This window comes from Brevibacterium sp. Marseille-P9724 (assembly GCF_902500275.1).
GTDB lineage: Bacteria > Actinomycetota > Actinomycetes > Actinomycetales > Brevibacteriaceae > Brevibacterium.
The window spans coordinates 265,850-284,217 of the sequence record NZ_LR722990.1 but is presented as its reverse complement, the minus strand read 5'-3'; the positions used below and the strand labels follow the sequence as shown (position 1 = coordinate 284,217).

15 protein-coding genes and 1 other RNA gene are annotated in these 18,368 nt (G+C 61.9%); 10 read left to right on the top strand and 6 right to left on the bottom strand.

Annotation, left to right across the window (positions count from 1 at the left end; all coding sequences use genetic code 11):
- The first annotated feature begins 8 nt into the window (after nucleotides 1-8).
- The 3 genes from GC119_RS01400 to sucB all read left to right on the top strand — a co-directional run bounded on the left by GC119_RS01400 (nucleotide 9) and on the right by sucB (nucleotide 4,488).
- Nucleotides 9-1,502 (top strand): leucyl aminopeptidase, encoded by a 1,494-nt coding sequence (locus GC119_RS01400; protein WP_151952259.1) that lies wholly within the window; start codon nucleotides 9-11, stop codon nucleotides 1,500-1,502.
- Between the two features lie 130 nt (nucleotides 1,503-1,632).
- Complete coding sequence (gene lpdA, locus GC119_RS01395; RefSeq protein WP_070572833.1) at nucleotides 1,633-3,021, top strand: dihydrolipoyl dehydrogenase; 1,389 nt, start codon at nucleotides 1,633-1,635, stop codon at nucleotides 3,019-3,021.
- Between the two features lie 24 nt (nucleotides 3,022-3,045).
- Nucleotides 3,046-4,488: a 2-oxoglutarate dehydrogenase, E2 component, dihydrolipoamide succinyltransferase gene (sucB, locus tag GC119_RS01390; RefSeq protein WP_226829164.1), complete on the top strand. Its 1,443-nt coding sequence runs from the start codon at nucleotides 3,046-3,048 to the stop codon at nucleotides 4,486-4,488.
- An 85-nt stretch (nucleotides 4,489-4,573) separates the two neighbouring features.
- Here the strand turns inward: sucB and GC119_RS01385 are convergent, their stop codons facing one another.
- A complete protein-coding gene (locus GC119_RS01385; protein ID WP_151952258.1) occupies nucleotides 4,574-6,061 on the bottom strand; it encodes a hypothetical protein in 1,488 nt (495 codons plus the stop codon).
- Between the two features lie 94 nt (nucleotides 6,062-6,155).
- Here GC119_RS01385 and lipB point away from each other — a divergent pair, with 94 nt between their 5' ends.
- The 3 genes from lipB to GC119_RS01370 are packed head-to-tail and all read left to right on the top strand — an operon-like array spanning nucleotide 6,156 to nucleotide 8,641.
- Nucleotides 6,156-6,791, top strand: a complete 636-nt coding sequence (gene lipB / locus GC119_RS01380; RefSeq protein WP_070572839.1) for a lipoyl(octanoyl) transferase LipB — start codon at nucleotides 6,156-6,158, stop codon at nucleotides 6,789-6,791.
- A gap of 20 nt (nucleotides 6,792-6,811) precedes the next feature.
- Complete coding sequence (gene lipA / locus GC119_RS01375; protein ID WP_070572841.1) at nucleotides 6,812-7,855, top strand: lipoyl synthase; 1,044 nt, start codon at nucleotides 6,812-6,814, stop codon at nucleotides 7,853-7,855.
- Between the two features lie 45 nt (nucleotides 7,856-7,900).
- Nucleotides 7,901-8,641 carry a DUF4191 domain-containing protein gene (locus GC119_RS01370; RefSeq protein WP_070572843.1) on the top strand — a complete coding sequence of 247 codons (741 nt, stop codon included), beginning with the start codon at nucleotides 7,901-7,903 and terminating at the stop codon, nucleotides 8,639-8,641.
- A 159-nt stretch (nucleotides 8,642-8,800) separates the two neighbouring features.
- Here the strand turns inward: GC119_RS01370 and GC119_RS01365 are convergent, their stop codons facing one another.
- Nucleotides 8,801-9,109 (bottom strand): RDD family protein, encoded by a 309-nt coding sequence (locus GC119_RS01365; RefSeq protein ID WP_226829162.1) that lies wholly within the window; start codon nucleotides 9,107-9,109, stop codon nucleotides 8,801-8,803.
- A gap of 205 nt (nucleotides 9,110-9,314) precedes the next feature.
- On the opposite strand from GC119_RS01365, the gene glnA reads away from it, so the two are divergent.
- The gene (gene glnA / locus GC119_RS01360) at nucleotides 9,315-10,739 is read left to right on the top strand and encodes a type I glutamate--ammonia ligase (RefSeq protein WP_151952257.1); all 1,425 of its coding nucleotides are present in this window, start codon (nucleotides 9,315-9,317) and stop codon (nucleotides 10,737-10,739) included.
- A gap of 69 nt (nucleotides 10,740-10,808) precedes the next feature.
- Here glnA and GC119_RS01355 read toward each other — a convergent pair whose 3' ends face one another.
- From GC119_RS01355 to GC119_RS01345, 3 genes are read right to left on the bottom strand one after another with little or no spacing between them, the layout of a single operon-like run.
- Complete coding sequence (locus GC119_RS01355) at nucleotides 10,809-13,823, bottom strand: bifunctional [glutamine synthetase] adenylyltransferase/[glutamine synthetase]-adenylyl-L-tyrosine phosphorylase (protein ID WP_151952256.1); 3,015 nt, start codon at nucleotides 13,821-13,823, stop codon at nucleotides 10,809-10,811.
- Nucleotides 13,820-15,160: a glutamine synthetase family protein gene (locus GC119_RS01350; protein WP_151952255.1), complete on the bottom strand. Its 1,341-nt coding sequence runs from the start codon at nucleotides 15,158-15,160 to the stop codon at nucleotides 13,820-13,822. The genes GC119_RS01355 and GC119_RS01350 overlap by 4 nt, the downstream gene beginning before the upstream one ends.
- Complete coding sequence (locus GC119_RS01345) at nucleotides 15,160-15,342, bottom strand: hypothetical protein (protein ID WP_070572850.1); 183 nt, start codon at nucleotides 15,340-15,342, stop codon at nucleotides 15,160-15,162. Before GC119_RS01345 ends, GC119_RS01350 begins: the two co-directional genes overlap by 1 nt.
- Before the next feature lie 47 nt (nucleotides 15,343-15,389).
- Here GC119_RS01345 and map point away from each other — a divergent pair, with 47 nt between their 5' ends.
- Nucleotides 15,390-16,286, top strand: a complete 897-nt coding sequence (map, locus tag GC119_RS01340) for a type I methionyl aminopeptidase (protein WP_070572852.1) — start codon at nucleotides 15,390-15,392, stop codon at nucleotides 16,284-16,286.
- Nucleotides 16,279-17,133: a polyphosphate--glucose phosphotransferase gene (ppgK, locus tag GC119_RS01335; protein WP_226829160.1), complete on the top strand. Its 855-nt coding sequence runs from the start codon at nucleotides 16,279-16,281 to the stop codon at nucleotides 17,131-17,133. Before map ends, ppgK begins: the two co-directional genes overlap by 8 nt.
- A 20-nt stretch (nucleotides 17,134-17,153) precedes the next feature.
- Here ppgK and rnpB read toward each other — a convergent pair.
- An RNA gene (gene rnpB / locus GC119_RS01330) (RNase P RNA component class A) lies at nucleotides 17,154-17,513 on the bottom strand.
- Between the two features lie 42 nt (nucleotides 17,514-17,555).
- On the opposite strand from rnpB, the gene GC119_RS01325 reads away from it, so the two are divergent.
- Nucleotides 17,556-18,320: a YaaA family protein gene (locus tag GC119_RS01325; protein ID WP_070572854.1), complete on the top strand. Its 765-nt coding sequence runs from the start codon at nucleotides 17,556-17,558 to the stop codon at nucleotides 18,318-18,320.
- Nucleotides 18,321-18,368: the final 48 nt, after the last annotated feature.

The window sequence follows — 18,368 nt, the reverse complement described above, 5'->3', positions numbered from 1 at the left end:
GGTTTCGCATGACCCAGTCGATTCCATCCGCAGTCGGACGCGCCGCGGCCGCCCACAAGGCCAAAGCCGATGTGCTGGTTGTCGGACTGACTGCCGAAGGCACGATCCTGGCAGAAGACCTCAAGCCCGCACTCGCCAAGGACCTCGAAAAGGCCGCAGTCAGCGTCGACGCCTCCGGTCGCCTCGACTCGACGGAGCGCGTACCCGCACCTGCCGGCTTCACTGCAGACTCTGTCGTGTTCGCTGGGCTCGGCTCTTTCTCCCCCGCCGACCTGACCGATTCGGCCAAGGCCGACGCTGCTCTCGATTCTCTGCGTCGTGCTGCCGGTTCGGCTCTGCGCAGCATCACGAAGGCGCGCTCTGTCGCCGTCGCCCTGCCGAGCCCGGATGCCGCAGCCGCCGAGGCGGTTGCCACGGGCGCCGTACTCGGCGCCTACCGCTACAGCGCCTACCGCTCCGAAGACAAGGCCAAGACTCTCGTTGCCGGCATCGAGGTGCTCACGGCGAAGTCCAATCTGAAGGCTGTTGAACGGGGAACAGTCATTGCCCGCGGCACCTGCGGTGCCCGTGATTTTGTCAATCAGCCTCCCCTGGACCTCTACCCCGAAACATTCGCCGCGGAGGTCGTGAAACAGGCAAAGGCCGAAAAGATCAAGGCGACCGTGTGGGACCCCGCAAAGCTTGAGGCCGAGGGCTTCGGCGGGCTCATCGGTGTCGGCCGCGGATCCAAGCGCGGCCCCCGCCTTGTCAAGCTCGAGTACCTACCGCGCCGTGCGTCGAAGCACCTCGCGCTCGTCGGGAAGGGAATCACCTTCGATTCCGGCGGCATTTCACTCAAGCCGGCCGCGAGTATGGAAGACATGAAGTCAGACATGGGCGGAGCCGCCGCGGCAGCGCAGGCGATCATCACGATTGCGCGTCTGCAGCTGCCGGTCAAAGTCACCGCGTGGCTTGCAATGGCCGAGAACATGCCGGGCTCGCAAGCACAGCGCCCCAGCGACGTCATCACCATCTACGGCGGCAAGACCGTTGAAGTGACCAACACCGACGCGGAAGGCCGCCTGGTCCTGGCTGACGCTCTCGTAGCCGCAGGCAATGAAAACCCCGACCTCATCATCGACATCGCAACCCTCACCGGCGCACAGATCGTCGCTCTGGGCAACCGCACCTCCGGCGTCATGGGCCGGGCACAGGCCCGCAACGCCGTTGTCCTGGCATCTGAGAAGACCGGCGAAGCCATGTGGCCCATGCCGTTCCCGGAAGAGCTCCTGAGCTATTTCGATTCCGAGACCGCCGACATCAAAAACGCCGGCAAGCGCCCCGGCGGGATGCTCAGCGCCGGGGTGTTCCTTCAGGAGTTCATCGCGGAAGAACAAGACTGGGCGCACATCGACATCGCAGGCCCGTCGTTCAACTCGGAATCCCCGTGGGGCTACACCCCGGCCGAAGGCACCGGCGTACCCGTGCGCACCCTGGTCCAGGTAGCTGAAAACCTCACCTGAACACAGCGGTCCCCGGTTTGACGGTGATCACACTGTCTGAGCGCTGCGGGACTTTATGGGAATTAAGTGAAAAGATAGGACCAGCCGCCACAGCGGTCCTCAACCGACCATTTTGCTAGGAGCACATTTCGTGAGCGATTCGCAAAACAACTACGACCTCATCGTTCTCGGCGGTGGCACAGCCGGCTACGCCGCGGCTCTCCGCGCGACGCAGCTTGACATGAAGGTCGCTCTCATTGAGCGCGACAAGGTCGGAGGCACCTGCCTTCACCGCGGCTGCGTCCCCACCAAGGCCCTCCTCCACGTTGCCGAAGTCGCAGACGCCACGCGCGAAGCAAGCGTGTTCGGCATCGATGCCACTCTCAACAACATCAACGTCGACGACGTTCTGAAGTTCAAGAGCGGCATCACCGACAAAAACCACAAGGGCCTTCAGGGCCTGATCAAAATGGCCGGAATCGACACCGTCATCGGCGAAGGCAAGCTGACCGGCAAGGACACGGTCACCGTCTCAACCGACGACGGCGACGTCGAACTCAAGGGCAAGAACATCGTTCTGGCCACCGGTTCGACATCGCGCACGCTTGGCATCGAAATCGGCGGAAATGTCCTCACCAGCACCGAAGCTCTCAACCTTGACCGCGTTCCCAAGTCCGCAATCGTGCTCGGCGGCGGCGTGATCGGCGTTGAGTTCGCAAGCATCTGGAACTCTTTCGGGTCCGACGTCACGATCGTCGAAGGACTTCCGAACCTCGTCGCCAACGAAGACGCCTCCGTGTCGAAGGGTCTTGAACGCGCATTCAAGAAGCGCAAGATCAAGCAGAAGCTCGGTGTCTTCTTCAAGGAGGTCGAACAGACCGCCGACGGTGTCAAGGTCTCTCTCGAAGACGGCACTGAGCTGGAAGCCGAAGTGCTTCTGGTGGCTGTTGGCCGCGGCCCCGTGACCGAAGGCTTCGGCTTTGAAGATCAGGGTGTCAAGCTCGACAGGGGCTTCGTCATCACCGACGACCGCCTGCACACCGGTGTCGGCAACATCTACGCCGCCGGCGACATCGTTCCCGGCCTGCAGCTTGCCCACCGCTCCTTTGCACACGGCATCTTCATCGCCGAAGAGATCGCCGGCAAGAGCCCAGCACCGCTGGATGAAACCGGCGTTCCGCGCATCACCTACTGCGACCCCGAAATCTTCTCTGTCGGGCTGACCGAAAAGAAGGCCGCTGAAAAGTACGGAGAAGACCAGATCGAAAAGGTCGAGTTCCCGCTTGCGGGCAACGCGAAGTCGGCCATCCTCAACACGCAGGGATTCATCAAGATCATCCGCGAAAAGGACGGCCCCATCGTCGGCGTTCACGGACTTGGCGCTCGCCTGTCCGAGCAGGCCGGCGAAGCCCAGCTCATTGTGAACTGGGAGGCCTTCCCCGAAGAGGTCGCATCACTCATCCACGGACACCCAACCCAGAACGAAGCCATCGGCGAAGCAGCGCTGGCACTCGCCGGCAAACCGCTGCACTTCCGCTGATCGAGCCATAGGGAGACTGACACAATGGCCAACACCGTAAAGATGCCGGCTCTCGGCGAATCGGTGACGGAAGGCACCGTCACCCGCTGGCTGAAGGAAGTCGGCGACACCGTCGAGGTCGACGAACCGCTTCTCGAGGTGTCGACTGACAAGGTTGACACTGAAATCCCCAGCCCGATTGCGGGAACTGTGCTGGAGCTTCTTGCAGAAGAGGATGAAGACGTTGAAGTTGGCGCGCCCCTGGCACGCATCGGCGACGGCGACGCCCCGGCTCCTGCTGAGAAGAAGGACGACTCTGAGGACGCCGACCAGGCTGCCGAAGCTGAAGCCGATGTTGAAGAAGAAGCCATCGAAGAATCCGAAAAGGACCTTTCGAAGGAAGAGCCCAAGAAGGATTCCGCCGCTGCAGAATCATCTTCTTCCGACGAAGAGGCTCAGGCTGCCGCAGCCAAGCAGGCCGCTGGAGAGTCCAGCAGCGCACCAAGCCGCTCGGGTGAGTCCGCTTCTTCGGCCGCACAGACTGTGACGTCGGGCCAGGCGCCCTACGTCACCCCGCTTGTGCGCAAGCTCGCACGCGAAAACGCCGTTGACCTGTCCGCCGTGCGCGGTTCGGGAGTCGGCGGCCGCATCCGCAAGCAGGACGTCCTCGCTGCGCAGAGCACCAGCAGTGCGCCTGCTCCCGCTTCGAGCGCTCCTGCCGACCGCGAGCCGTTTGTCATCGAGGTTTCCGAAGAAGCCAAGAAGCTGCGCGGAACCACGCAGAAGGCATCGCGCATTCGCCGTACGATTGCACAGCGCATGCGCGAATCGCTGCAGAACTCCGCTCAGCTCACGCAGGTGACGGAAGTCGATATGACTGCCGTGGCTGCCCTCCGCAAGGCCAAGAAGGACGAATTCCAGCAGAAGCACGGCGTTAAGCTCACCTTCCTGCCGTTCTTCGCCAAGGCTGTCGCAGAGGCCCTGCAGGCATACCCGCGCGTCAATGCCACGTTCGATGTCGAAGCAGGAGAAATCTCGTACCCCGACTCAGAGAACCTCGGCATCGCGGTCGACACTGAACGAGGCCTGCTGGTTCCTGTCGTCAAGAACGCCGGTGACCTGTCGATTGCCGGTCTGGCTAAGGCTATCGACGATGTCGCATCGAAGACTCGGGACGGTAAGATCAGCCCCGAGCTGCTGTCCGGCGGCACGTTTACGATCACGAACATCGGTTCGTTCGGTGCGCTGTTCGACACGCCGATCATCAACCACCCCGAGGTCGGCATTCTCGGCACCGGTGCCATCAAGCGCCGTCCGGAAGTCATCACGACCGAAGACGGTGCCGAGGCAGTTGCAATCCGCGACATGGTGTACCTGCCGCTGACCTACAACCACGAACTGGTTGACGGCGCAGATGCCGGTCGTTTCCTCAAGGCGATTAAGAACCGCCTTGAGCAGGGTTCGTTTGAGGCTGATCTCGACCTCTGATCGACTCTGATCAAACAGCGCCCGCGGATTCGTCCGCGGGCGCTGTTTGCTTTGGCCGTCGACGACAAAGGGTGGAGGCTGCAGATCAGTCGTGCCCGTCCGACGCTTCTTCTGTGCGGCTGACTTTCCACTTACCATCGTGCTTTTCCAGGCTCACGCGGATGCGGGCTTCGGGGACCGCGGAGCCGTCGGCTTCTGCAGTGACGACTGCGCGAACTGTTGCAGCTTCGGTGCTGCCGTGCTCAACTTCACACTCGGTGACGTTCATTGTCACCTCCATGGGCTGTGTTGGCTGCTGTGCGGATGCCGCATCTGCTTTCGCAGCCTTCGAGCCGGGAACTGTCAGGCCTGTCAGGTCGGATGGTTTTCCTGCAGCAAACGCAGCCGCTCGTGCCTGGGTCAACGCTTCGAAGCCTTCGCAAGGACCGTCTGCCTGAGCTTCGGGGGTCTTATTCGCGTTCTCTTCGTGTGCGGCTGGCTCTTCTGGTGCGTTTTCCGCAGCATTGGGACTGCGGGGTTCGTCACCTTCTGCTTTGTGCTCACCCACGGCTGTCGGCTGCGTCGTCTCAGGCTGGGAGCCGCCGACGATGAACACGATGCCGGTGCCAAGCGCCACGACTGCAGCCGCGCCGACAGCGGCAACCCGCAGTTGTCGGCTGGTCATCGTGGCAAACACAGCCATGGGTCGGTCCCTGTGTCTGCTGCCGCTCTTGCGCTTTCCCCTGTCGACTTCTCGGCCACGGCGCTCAGCACCAGCACCTCTGCTTCTTTCGCGCGTGTTCGCCTTGCTCCCACGGAGAGTCGCTATTGCACTGTCTCCGAGGGCTTGTCCAGACTTCGCCCCTTTTCCTGCTCCGGGCGGATTGTGCTGATTGGGCGCAGCCGCTGTGATGGGCCGCAGGCCAGCAGTTGGCGCGTCGTTGAGGGGCACACCCGGTTCGCCCGGATAGAAAGGCAGCCTGTCAGAGGCAGTGTGGTCATTGACCGCCGCCAGCATGTGGGCACGGGAGGGGTTTCTGGAATCGCTGTCCAACAACAGCAGATCAATGAGTTCAACAAGGTCGGCGGGAAGACCGCTTTCGCGATTCTTCAACGGCACCGCGGTCTCTTCGAATTCCGCACCCTGCGCAGCCGCATAGAGCAGTTCGCCCAGTTCTCGCGCTTCTGATTCACCTTCGGCAATGTCGATGCCCGGCAGCACGGCGACCGTTCCGTCGTCGTCAAGTGCCAGGTTCGACCTCGAGATGGGCACATTGCCCAGCTGCCCGCCGGCGGCCTCGATCGCACCGCGCAGCAGACAGACCAGTTCCTCAGCCTTCAGGGGTGCCAGGCCGAGCACTGCGTCTTCGAGCATCCCGCCGCGGTATCTGGGGATCAGCAGGCCGTCAACGCTGTGCATATCCGGGCCAAGGACCGACACCGGCAGTCCGTCACCGTTGGATGTCTTTGCTGACGGAACAAACCATTTGACTTCCCGCGCATTGAACACGCGCCACAGTCCGGGACGAACCTCAGCATCGTAGATCCACTCGCAGTCCTGCATATCAGCCTCCTTAGCCAAGAATTCGACCATGTGGGCAGGCTTAGCGGAACCCCCAAACCACAATCTGTGGATAACTCTTGAAGCGCTTTTGCCGCTTCGCCCTCACTGGGCTTATGGTCATAGGATGGCTTGGAAAATCGAACATCTGGGTTTCGCACCCAACTTCGTCGACTACACCGAAGCGCTGGAAATCCAACGCCGGACTCACGCTGATGTTGTCGACGGCAAGAAGAGCTCGACTTTCCTCGTGCTGGAACACTCCCCCGTCTACACCGCGGGCAAGCGCACGCAAGACCACGAACGTCCCCGCGATGGCACTGAAGTCATCGACATCGACCGAGGTGGAAAGATCACCTGGCACGGTCCCGGTCAGCTTGTCGTCTACCCCATCTACCGACTCAATGACCAGAAGGAAGTACGGCTGTTCGTCGATCAGATCGAAAGAGCCGGCATTGAACTGCTCGCAGAATACGGAATCAACGCACGGCAGGTAGAGGGGCGTTCCGGTGTGTGGATCACCGACGGTTCGGGACCGGACAGGAAGATCCTCGCCATCGGCATCCGCATCCACAACGGTGTGGCGATGCACGGGCTGGCCCTGAACTGCTCAAACGAGCTTGCGGGCTTCGAAAACATCGTCCCCTGCGGCATTCCGGATGCTGCAGCCACTAGCATTTCCATCGAAACCGGCAGCCAGACGACTCCTGAGCAAGCGGCCCCGCGCCTGCTGGAGCTGCTGGATAAGCACATCACTGCCTGATCCCCACGAAAGGCCAGGACATGACAATCGCCCCGGAAGGACGCAAGCTGCTGCGAGTGGAAGCTCGCAACTCGCAGACTCCCATTGAAGACAAGCCGAAGTGGATCAAGGCGAAGGCCAAGATCGGTCCCGAGTTCTCACAGCTGAAGTCGCTCGTCCGCACTGCCGGACTGAACACCGTGTGCGAAGAAGCGGGCTGCCCCAACATCTTCGAGTGTTGGGAGGACCGCGAAGCCACGTTCCTCATCGGGGGCGAGCAGTGTACGCGCCGCTGCGACTTCTGCCAGATCGACACCGGCAAACCGGCAGACTTCGACGCCGACGAGCCGCGCCGCGTTGCCGACTCCGTTGCGACCATGGGCTTGCGCTATTCGACGATCACCGGTGTTGCGCGCGATGACCTGGATGACGGCGGTGCTTGGCTGTACGCTGAGACGGTTCGGCTCATCCACGAAATCGACCACGGTGACGGAAACGGCACCGGTGTTGAACTGCTCATCCCGGACTTCAACTCCGATGATGATCAGCTGGCGGAGGTCTTCTCGTCCCGTCCGGAAGTACTTGCCCACAACATTGAGACCGTTCCGCGCATCTTCAAGCGCATTCGCCCCGGTTTCCGCTACGAACGCTCACTGTCGGTCATCACAAAGGCCCGCGAAGCCGGTCTGGTGACGAAGTCAAACCTCATCCTCGGAATGGGCGAAACAAACGACGAGGTTGTCGAAGCCATGAAGGACCTGCACGAAGCCGGGTGTGACCTGCTGACTATCACTCAGTACCTGCGCCCCAGCGCCCTGCATCACCCCATCGACCGGTGGGTCAAGCCGCAGGACTTTGTCGAACTGCGCGATATCGGCGAAGAAATCGGCTTCGCCGGTGTGATGTCCGGGCCCCTCGTCCGTTCGTCCTACCGCGCGGGTCGCCTGTGGGCCCAGGCAATGCGTCGCCGAGGTGATGAAATCCCCGCGCATCTTGCCCACCTGGACAGCGAAGCTCCCGCCAGGCAGGAGGCACAGGCGGTGGTGGATACTTTTGGTCCAGGCGACGAGGTAAAATTCTCCTGACCCGCCATTGAGCGATCACTGACCGAAAACAAGCAGAAAAGCAGAATGTCTCAGACTGAAGAACCCCGCCGCCGCGGACTGTTCCGTCGGCGTCCCAAGGACCCCTCGAAGCCCGGCCGCATCGGCCAGATGCGTCAGGTCTTCAAACTTGCCCGCAAACACTTCCCCGCTGTGCCGTGGCTCATGCTCGCCGCGATTCTGGGGTTGGGCGGCGTTGGCTTCCTGGTGGGCTTCTTCCTGTTGCCGCCGGTGTGGCTGTGGACCATCATCGGTCTGCTGGGCGGTTTGACTCTCGCAATCTTCATTCTCGGCCGTTACGCCGAAACTGCGGCTTTTGCCGAAATGAAAGACCAGCCCGGCGCCTATGGCGCGGTGCTCAATACCGTACGACGCAGCTGGCTGGCTGACGACCAGCCGGTCGCCGGAGACCCGCGCACCAAGGACCTGGTATTCCGCGCCACCGGCCGAGGCGGAGTCGTCTTGGTATCTGAAGGGCCGACTGGCCGTGTTGCCAAGCTGCTTGCCAAGGAGCAGAAGCGACACGAGCGCATTCTGCCTTCCGTTCCCGTCCATGTCATCCAGGGCGGCGAGGGCAAGAATCAGGTTCCCATGAACCGGCTGGTTTCGAGCGTGTACAAGCTGCCGAAGACCTTGACGAAGGCCGAAGTGCTGCAGGTGCGCAAGCGTCTGGCAGCGCTGGGCACCATGACGACGAACCAGCCGATTCCCAAGGGCATGGACCCCAACCGGGCACGGCCGAACCGCCGAGCGCTGCGGGGACGCTGATTCTGAACACATTGAAAGCGCCGACCGGAAGGTCGGCGCTTTTGTATGCCCGCACGTTTCGCAGCGGTCGCAGCCGACCGAATGCATTGCTCGTCCGAGAAGCGGACGGGTGGGCATGCGACCACGACCGACGCAGCAGGGCTCTGTGTTTTCTGTTGGTCAGATGCGCACGACCGCTGTGTCCGCTGCAAGGTCATGCAGTCCCCGATTGTCAGGGTTGTACAGAAGACCGGGAATGATGAGCAGCTGCAGTGCGATCCGGACGAGCAGACGCAGCGGGTTCGGGCGCCGTCCTGTGCGGTTGATGATGCGCACACCGCAGATCCGCTGGCCGACCGTGTATCCCAGCAGAGACTGCAGCAGCAGCGATTCGATCACGAAGATCAAGTGCGGTGCAAACATGAAATCAGGCGCAAGCCACTGCGCGATGAGAACACACAGGGCCCAGTCGATGAGGAGACTTCCCACCCTGCGAATCAAAGATGCGGTTGATCCCGGCCCGGTTTTGGGAAGCCCGAGACGCTGCCCGGCGTATGTCCCCTCTTCGAGCTTCGGGCCCTGAAGCCAAGAACCTAAACTGTCTCTGTCGAACACGGAAACGAGTGTAGCCGCTAAAATGAAGACACCGGCGGCCAGCACCGCACCGTCGCGACGACTCAATACAGGAGAAAAGTTGTTTTCCACCGCAAGCGAGCTCGTTTCGTATATCCGCGACAACGAGATCGATTTCGTCGACATCCGATTCTGCGATCTTCCCGGCGTAGTACAGCACTTCAATCTTCCCGGCAAGGCGTACACGGAAGATGTGATTGAGGAGGGTCTGCTCTTCGACGGTTCTTCTATCCGCGGCTTCCAGTCGATTCACGAATCCGACATGAAGCTCATTCCGGACGTGACGAGCGCCTACATCGATCCGTTTCGCAAAGCCAAAACCCTCGTGGTCATCCACTCGATCGTCGACCCGTTCACGAACGAGCCCTATTCGCGCGATCCCCGCCAGGTTGCTGCAAAGGCCGAGGCCTACCTGAAGTCGACGGGCATTGCCGACACGGCTTTCATTGGGGCCGAAGCGGAGTTCTACCTCTTTGACTCGATCCGATACGAAAACTCGACGCGCACCAGCTTCTACGAAATCGACTCGCTCGAAGCCGCTTGGAACACCGGAGCTAAGGAAGACGGCCACAACCTCGGCTACAAAACCCCGCACACCAGCGGCTACTTCCCCGTTCCCCCGCGCGATAAGTTCGCAGACATCCGCGACGAAATGTCGTTGACGCTGGAGCAGATCGGTTTCGAAATGGAGCGGGCTCACCACGAAACCGCGACAGCGGGTCAGCAGGAGATCAACTACAAGTTCGACACGCTGAAGAAGGCCGGGGATCAGCTGCTGGACTTCAAGTACGTCATCAAGAACGTTGCCGCGGCAAACAACAAAACCGCCACGTTCATGCCCCGTCCGCTGCTGGGCGACGCCGGTGCTGGTATGCACTGCCACCAGTCGCTGTGGAAGGACGGCAAGCCGCTGTTCTACGACGAAACCGGCTACGCTGGGCTGTCGGATCTTGCCCGCTGGTACATCGGCGGACTCATTGAGCACGCCGGCGCTGTTCTCGCGTTCACCAACCCGACCATGAACTCCTACCGCCGTCTGGTCCGCGGTTTCGAGGCGCCGATCAACCTGGTGTACTCTGCCCGCAACCGCTCTGCGGCCATCCGCATTCCGATCACCGGTTCCTCGCCGAAGGCCAAGCGCCTCGAGTTCCGAGCTCCCGACCCATCGGCGAACCCGTACCTGTCATTCTCCGCTCAGTTGATGGCAGGGCTCGACGGGATCAAGAACCGGATCGAACCGCCGGAGCCGATTGACAAGGATCTCTACGAGCTTCCTCCGGAGGAAACCGAGAACATCAAGATGGTGCCGAACTCGCTCGAAAGCGCCCTCGAAGCTCTCGCAGAAGACCACGAGTTCCTCATGGAAGGCGATGTCTTCACCCAGGACCTCATCGAGACCTGGATCGACTACAAGTATGAAAACGAAATCGAGGTTGCGCGTCTTCGTCCGACGCCGACGGAATTCGAACTCTACTTTGATCTCTGATCTTCATCGCTGAACGTCAAGGGCCCGGCAGAAACCGGGCCCTTGACGTTCTGCTGGTCGATCCGACTGCTAGTCTGCCGGATCGTCTCCGTAGAAGATGACTTCCATCGTCGAGCGCGCCCAACGCGTCACCCGCAGATAGTCATCGACGAGCTGCTGTGCGCTGCCCTGCGGATATCCCATGAGCCTGGCCGCAGCTTCGAGTTCGCGAATGTCGCTGGGCAGACTGTCGCTGGGTTTGCCGCGGTGCAGCGTGATGGCGTTGCGCACTTCCGTTGCCATAAGCCAAGCGGTTCTCAGTATTTCGTGCTCGGAAGCGCCGATGAGACCTTCATCTCGGGCAGTGCGCAGAGCCGGCAGGGTCGAAGTCGTGCGCAGTCCTGAGAACTCAGCCCCGTGCTGCAGCTGCAGGAGCTGCACGGTCCATTCGACGTCGCTCAGTCCCCCGGTTCCCAGTTTGACGTGCTGACGCCGGTCAGCTCCCCGCGGCAGTCGTTCGTCTTCCATGCGCGCTTTGAGCCGACGCACCTGCATAACAGATCGCTGCGGCAGACTCTCCGGATAGCGCAGGGGGTTGATCATGTCGACATAGTCGTTCATGAGCTCTTCGTCGCCGGCAATCGGGCGGGCTCGCAGCAGAGCCTGGGCCTCCCACGGTTCACTCCACGCACTGTAGTAGCGCCGGTAGGACTCGAGGGTTCGCACATAGGGGCCGCTGCGCCCCTCGGGCCGCAAGTCGGCATCGAGTTCGATGGCGGGGTCCTGCTGTGGGCTTTTGAGAGCGGAGGTCAGTCCGAGTGCCACCCGCCGGGCGTGCTTGGCCAGTGCCTCGCGGTCGTCATCGCCCATTGTGTTTGCCGGGCGGTAGACAAAGCACACGTCGGCATCGGAGAACACGCCGATCTCCCTGCCTCCCAGTCGACCCATTGCGATTATCGCGAAATCATAGTCGTACAGCCGGTGTTCAGTGTCGAGCTCACGCCGCACCGACAGCAGGGCAGCTTCTACAGCTGCACTCATCACATCAGACAGAGCCTGCGGAACTGAACTGCGGGGGATCACCTCGAGAATGTCCGCGAGGATGATTCTGAGCTTTTCTCGCCCGTGGACGGCGCGCACGCCCGGCACTCCCCTGCCCCGGCCGACGAGTTCCGACATCTCCTGGCGCAGCGATTCAAGCGGAGTCGGCTGAAGCATGTCCTGGTCGGCAAGCCACCGCACGGAGCCGTGGTAGTGCATGATGTGTGATGTGGCGTACTGCGACAGCGACAGCACCCGGGCAAGAGCTTCTGCGCCCTGACCGGAATCGCGCAGCAGCTTGAGGTACCACGTAGATGTGCCGAGCTGTTCTGACAGCCTGCGGTAGGCGAGCAGACCCGAATCCGGATCCACACCTTCTGACAGCCAGCTGAGCATGGCCGGCAGAACCTGCCGGTGCACGCGGGAGGCCCGGCTGACTCCGGCGGAGAGGTCGTGAATGTGGCGCATAGCCGACCGCGGATCGACAAAGCCGAAAGCGCGCAGGCGGCTTTCAGCAGCCTTCTCCGGCAGCAATCTCACGGCGCCGCTGCCAACCGCCGCATCGAGAATCGGGCGGTAGAAGACCTGTTCGTGCAGAGCCCGCACTCGTCTGGAGTAGTCGTCGCGCTCGCGTTTGAGCCGAAGCTCGGAACGGTCTCCCGTCGGGTAGACCATGCGAGCCAGTTCCCGCAGATCCTCTGGACTATCTGGAAGAACAGCGGCCCGTCGCATGCGCGGAATCTGCAGACGATGTTCAACCACCCGCATGAACGAGTACGCCTCTTCCAGCACAGCGGCGTCTTCTCCTGATAGGTAGCCGCCGCGCTCTAGGCTGCGCAGCGCTTCGAGCGTGTTCGGTTCTCGAATGTCGCGGTCTTCTGTGCCGTGCACCAACTGGAGCAGCTGGGCGGAGAACTCAACATCGCGCAGGCCGCCGGGCCCCAGCTTGAGCTGCCGGTCAGCTTCGGACCGATCAATGAGGTCGACAACTCTGCGGCGCATAGCGCGAACTTCCGGGATGAAGTCGTCGCGATGGGCAGCACTCCACACCTGCGGCAGACACGCCTCGGCCCACTGCTGGCCCAGCTGTTCCGAACCGGCGACCGGGCGGGCTTTGAACAGCGCCTGAAACTCCCAGTTTTCGGCAATTTCGCTGTAGTAGTTCTCGAACTCGTCAACGGTGCGCACAAGGGCCCCCGCTTTGCCCTCCGGGCGCAGCGCTGCGTCGACTTCCCATAGGGCCGGCTCTGCGGCGGCGGCTGATATGAGGTCAATGATCCGCAGGGCCGCTGACGAGGCGCAGCTGCGGGCGCGTTCGGCCTCTTCGCCTGCCGCTGTGGGCCCGGGGCTGAAGGCGAAGACTACGTCGACGTCGGACACGTAGTTGAGTTCACGGGCACCGCATTTGCCCATGGCGATGACGGACAGTTCAGCGCATCCGTCGGGCATTGACTCCGCCGCGGCGATGTCGTGGGCGGCTATGAGCGCTCCTTCGGCCATTTCCGTAAGCGTCCTGCTGACGGCGTCGTAGACCGCGGTCGGCTCCGGATTGCCGAGGTCAGCGGCTGTCAGCTGAATCAGTTCGTCCCGGTAGGCCCGGCGCAGCGCTGTTCTGCCGTCTTCGCCTAAGAGCAGTTGGCCATCGGCGTCATACACCGAACGGGCAATGCGTCCGCGCACCTCGCGTCGGCGCTGAGAAAGCAGGAAGTCTTCGTCACGGGCCAGCAGGCGCAGCGAGTCGGGCCACCGGACAATGTGGTCAATACAGGCTTCAGAACTCCCCGCAAGGCGAACAAGCCTGTCAAGAAGGTGTTGAGACTCTCGCAGGAGCGCACCGAGATCGACCTCATTGTCAGCTGCCGCTTCGGCAACCCGCACCAAACCCAGTGAAACCGAACCGGGGTCACCCGTGAACCGGGCGAACTCCCGCACCGCGGATTCGCGCCCTTCGAGCCCGGTCAGTTCACAGAACTGGGAGAGAAAGCGCTCAAAGCGAGCGTCGAACTTTCCGCGCCGCGTACGAGTGGGATCCTGCCGCCTGCCCAGATCGAACCGCCGGATCATGTTCTCGTGTAGAGCTCATCGAGTTCGTAGGCCGTCACCTGAGCGCGGTACTCCGTCCATTCCCGTGCTTTGTCGCGCAGGTAGAAGTCGAACACCTCTTCGCCGAGGGTGTCGGCGACAAGTTCGCTGTTCTCCATGGTCTGGAGGGCTTCCGACAGACTCGCCGGAAGAGGCTCAATGCCCATAGCGCTGCGTTCGCGCCCGCTGAGATCCCACACGTCGTATTCAACTTCCGGTGGCAGCTCCATGCCCTCTTCAATGCCCTTGAGCCCCGCTGCCAACAGCACCGAATAGGCCAGATAGGGGTTGGCGCAGGAATCCATGCCGCGGTATTCGATGCGCGCAGACGATTCCTTGCCGGACTTGTACTGCGGAACCCTCACAAGGGCTGTCCCGGTTTTGCCCCAGCTGATGTAGGAGGGGGCTTCGTGCCCGGTCCACAGCCGTTTGTAGGAGTTGACGTACTGGTTGGTCACCGCCGCGATATCACGGGCGTAGTGCAGCAGGCCGGCCGCAAACTGGCGGCCGGTGGCCGACAGCTGATATTCAGCGCCGGCTTCGAAGAATGCATTGTCTTCGCCTTCGAACAGCGACAAATGCGTGTGCATCCCATTGCCGGGCTGATCAGCCAGCGGCTTGGGCATGAACGTCGCGTGCACGCCCTGGGAGATCGCGACCTCTTTCACAACAGCCTTAAACGTCATGACGTTGTCGGCCATGGTCATCGCATCCGCGTAGCGCAGGTCGATCTCGTTCTGCCCGGGGCCGGCTTCGTGATGTGAGAACTCCACAGAAATGCCCATGGATTCGAGCATCTGCACTGCACTGCGCCGGAAGTCGTTGGCGGTGCCTCCGTTGACGTGGTCAAAATATCCGGCGCTGTCGACCGGCACGGGGGCCTTGCCGCTCAGTTCAGCCGAACGGAAGAGGTAGAACTCCATTTCGGGATGCACAACAAAGGTGAAGCCGCGCTCGCGAGCTTTCTCCAGAGTGCGGGCCAGCACATTGCGCGGATAGGAAGCAGCCGGTTCTCCGTCGGGAGTGAGCACATCACAGAACATCCGGCCCGTCGGCTCCGCTTCGCCGCGCCACGGCAGCAGCGAATAGGTTGACGGGTCGGGGCGAAGAACCATGTCGTCTTCAATGACCCGCGAAAAGCCCTCGAGTGCCGAACCGTCAAAGCCTATGCCTTCGGTGAACGCCCCCTCGAGTTCGTCGGGAACGATCGCAACGGACTTCAAACCGCCCAGAATGTCCGGAAACCACAAGCGCACAAACCGGACATCACGGTCGTCGACATCGCGAAGAACCGCTTCCTGCTGCTTTGTTAGGCCCATCAGCGCCAGGCCTCGTCGTCTTCTTCCCATTTGCGGTTGCGCTCGCTGGCAGTGGCAAGGGCAGCCTGGGCCTCGGCTTCGCTGTCATAGGGTCCCAGGCGGTTCCAAAAGGGGCTCTTGCGTCCCTTTTCAACCTGGCCGGTCTTGGTGTTGAACCAGTACTTATCTTCTTCGTACGACATAGCGCACCTCCCTGGGTACAACTCTAGCTGTCTACAATGATGTCATCATGACGAATTCTGCGCCCCTTGGAACTCTCACAAAAGGAACAGTAGCGCCCATGCGCGCCGTTCCGCCTCACATTGAACGTCCCGAATACGTTGGAAAAGCCGAACCGAATGAGGGCAACGGCAGCAACTTCTATACGGCCGAAGAAATCGAGCTCGTACGCGAATCCGGTCGCATCGCGGCCAATGCCATGGCCGAGGGCGGCAAACTCGTTGAGCCCGGCCGCACAACTGACGAAATCGACGTCGTGGTTCACGAATACCTTCTGGACCACGGCGCCTACCCGTCGACTCTTGACTACAGGGGCTTCACCAAGTCGGTGTGCACCTCGATCAATGAGGTCATCTGCCACGGCATCCCCGACACCACCGTGATTCAAGACGGTGACATTGTGAACCTCGATGTCACCGCGTACAAGAACGGCATGCACGGCGACACGAATTTCACTTTTGTGGCCGGCAACGTCGACGAAGAATCTCGCCTGCTGGTCGAAAGAACCCACGAATCGCTCATGCGCGGCATAAAAACCGTCAAACCCGGACGGTCGCTCAACATCATCGGCCGCGTCATTGAGAAATACGCCAAGCGATTCGGCTACGGAGTTGTCCGGGACTACACCGGCCACGGCGTCGGACGCGAATTCCACTCCGGGCTCATCATCCCCCACTACGACGCCGCGCCGAACTACGCGGACGAAATCCAGCCGGGCATGATCTTCACGATCGAGCCGATGCTCAACCTGGGCACCATCAATTGGGAACAGTGGGATGACGGCTGGACGATCGTGACAGCCGATCGTCGCCGCTCCGCACAGTTCGAACACACTCTCGTGGTCACCGAAGACGGCGCGGAAATCCTCACGCTCCCCGATGTCGAACTCGTGGCCGGCCGTGACTGACCGCGGCGAGCTGCACGATTCGGCTGGAGCACGCTCCTGTGCTTTGGGCATTGACATCGGCGGATCGTCCATCAAGGCCGGACTGGTCGACCTCGAACGCGGGCGAGTCATCGGCGAACGTGTCGTCGTGCCGACGCCACAGCCCGCCACCCCAGAAACCCTCACGAATGCAGTCTGCGGTGCGGCAGCCGAAGTGCTGGCAGAGAGTCCCGTCGGCGCCTCGGCAGCCGAATCTGCGGACGAGGCGTCGACGACGCTCCCTGTCCCGGTCGGCATCGCGTTCCCCGGGGTAGTCAAGAGGGGTCTTGTCACGTTCGCTTTCAACCTCGACGATTCGTGGTTGGGCACGAACATCGAGCAGACCATGGGCGCTGCTCTCGGTCGGCCGTGTGTGTTTCTCAACGACGCGGACGCAGCCGGCATTGCCGAAATGACCTTCGGCGCTGGCCGAGGCTGGCACGACCGGACCGTCATGATGCTGACCCTGGGCACTGGCATTGGAACCGCGCTGTTCACGCGCGGCAGGCTGGTGCCGTTTACCGAACTGGGCCACGTTGAGATAGGCGGCGAAGATGCGGAGCTGAGCGCCTCTGCCAGTGCCAAAGTGCGGCTCGGCCTGGACTATCCCACGTGGGCGGCCAAGCTCAGCCGCTACTGCAGGGAAATCGAAAAGCTCATCAACCCGGATGCATTTGTCTTCGGCGGAGGCATTTCGCAGGATCATGCCGACTGGCTGCACCTGCTCGATATCAGCACGCCCGCTGCCCCGGCGAAGATGCAAAATGATGCCGGAATCATCGGCGCGGCAGTGCACGGTGCTTCTGTCCCCACCGGCGCGCAGCGCTGACAGCAGGCGAAAACCGTGGTGGGGACAGGCCACCGATAAGCCGGGTTCTGTTCTCAGGCCGAAGCCTGAGCGACGGTCATCTGTCTAGGACCTGCATTGCTGCAGGCCTCAAGCAATCCACCCGACGGCACGACGAGCAGCCGTGTGGCCGTCTGCACGATCTTGCTCCCGGTGGGGTTTACCCAGCGGCCCGCGTCACCGCGGGCCCTGGTGGTCTCTTACACCACCTTTTCACCCTTACCAGCAGGCTGGCGGTTTAGCTTTCTGCGGCACTTTCCCGCGGGTTTCCCCGGGTGGCTGTTAGCCACCACCGTGCTCTGCGGAGCCCGGACTTTCCTCGGCCGGACACGCGGTCCGAACGCGACCGTCTGGTGGCCTGTCCTCGGCCAAGTGTATATGTGCGGGCTTTTAGAATGAGCATCATGTTCATTCTTCTGCCGCCGTCCGAAGGCAAAACACCGGCGCAAGACGGAGCGCCTCTCGACCTGTCGTCTCTGTCGCTGCCGGAACTCAATGAAACGAGGCGTGAGGTGCTTGCCGAGCTTCAGAAGGTCAGCGCCGCGCCGGATGCACTGGAGCAGTTGGGCGTCGGTGAACGGATTGCCGGTGAAGTCGCCCGCAATATCGACCTCGATACTGAGCCTGCCGCGCACGCGCTGACGGTCTACACCGGCGTCCTGTTCGAAGCCCTCGATGTTCCTTCTGTTCTGCAGGCTCCGCGCGAAAAGGTCGAGCGAGTGTTCATTGCGTCGGCTCTCTTCGGCATTGTCGGCGCGCTCGATCGGATCCCCGCTTACCGTCTGTCGATGAAGACCTCACTGGGCGATCTGGGTCCGCTGGCGAAACTGTGGAAGCAGGCTCTGCAGGAACCTCTCGCCGAGCACTTCGGCGATGCGCCGGTCCTCGACTGTCGTTCGGGCGACTATCGCAGGCCCTGGCCCGGCATCCCGGAGAACACGGTTGCTGTCAATGTCGTCAAGGAGACAGCCGGACAGCGCAAAGTCGTGTCGCACTGGGCTAAGCACACGCGCGGCCTGGTGGCGGCGCACCTTCTGCAGCGCCGCGGCCCGCTGCCGACGTCGCCCGAAGCCATTGCGGAAGCTGTTGCAGAACGGTTCGAAGTCGAGTTTGGGCCCTCAAGCGGAAAGCAGTCTGCGGTCCTCACTGTTGTTCTGCCTGACGCCTGACCGCAGCAACGGGACAGCGCACCGGCCTACCGCTGGTAGCCCGTTCGA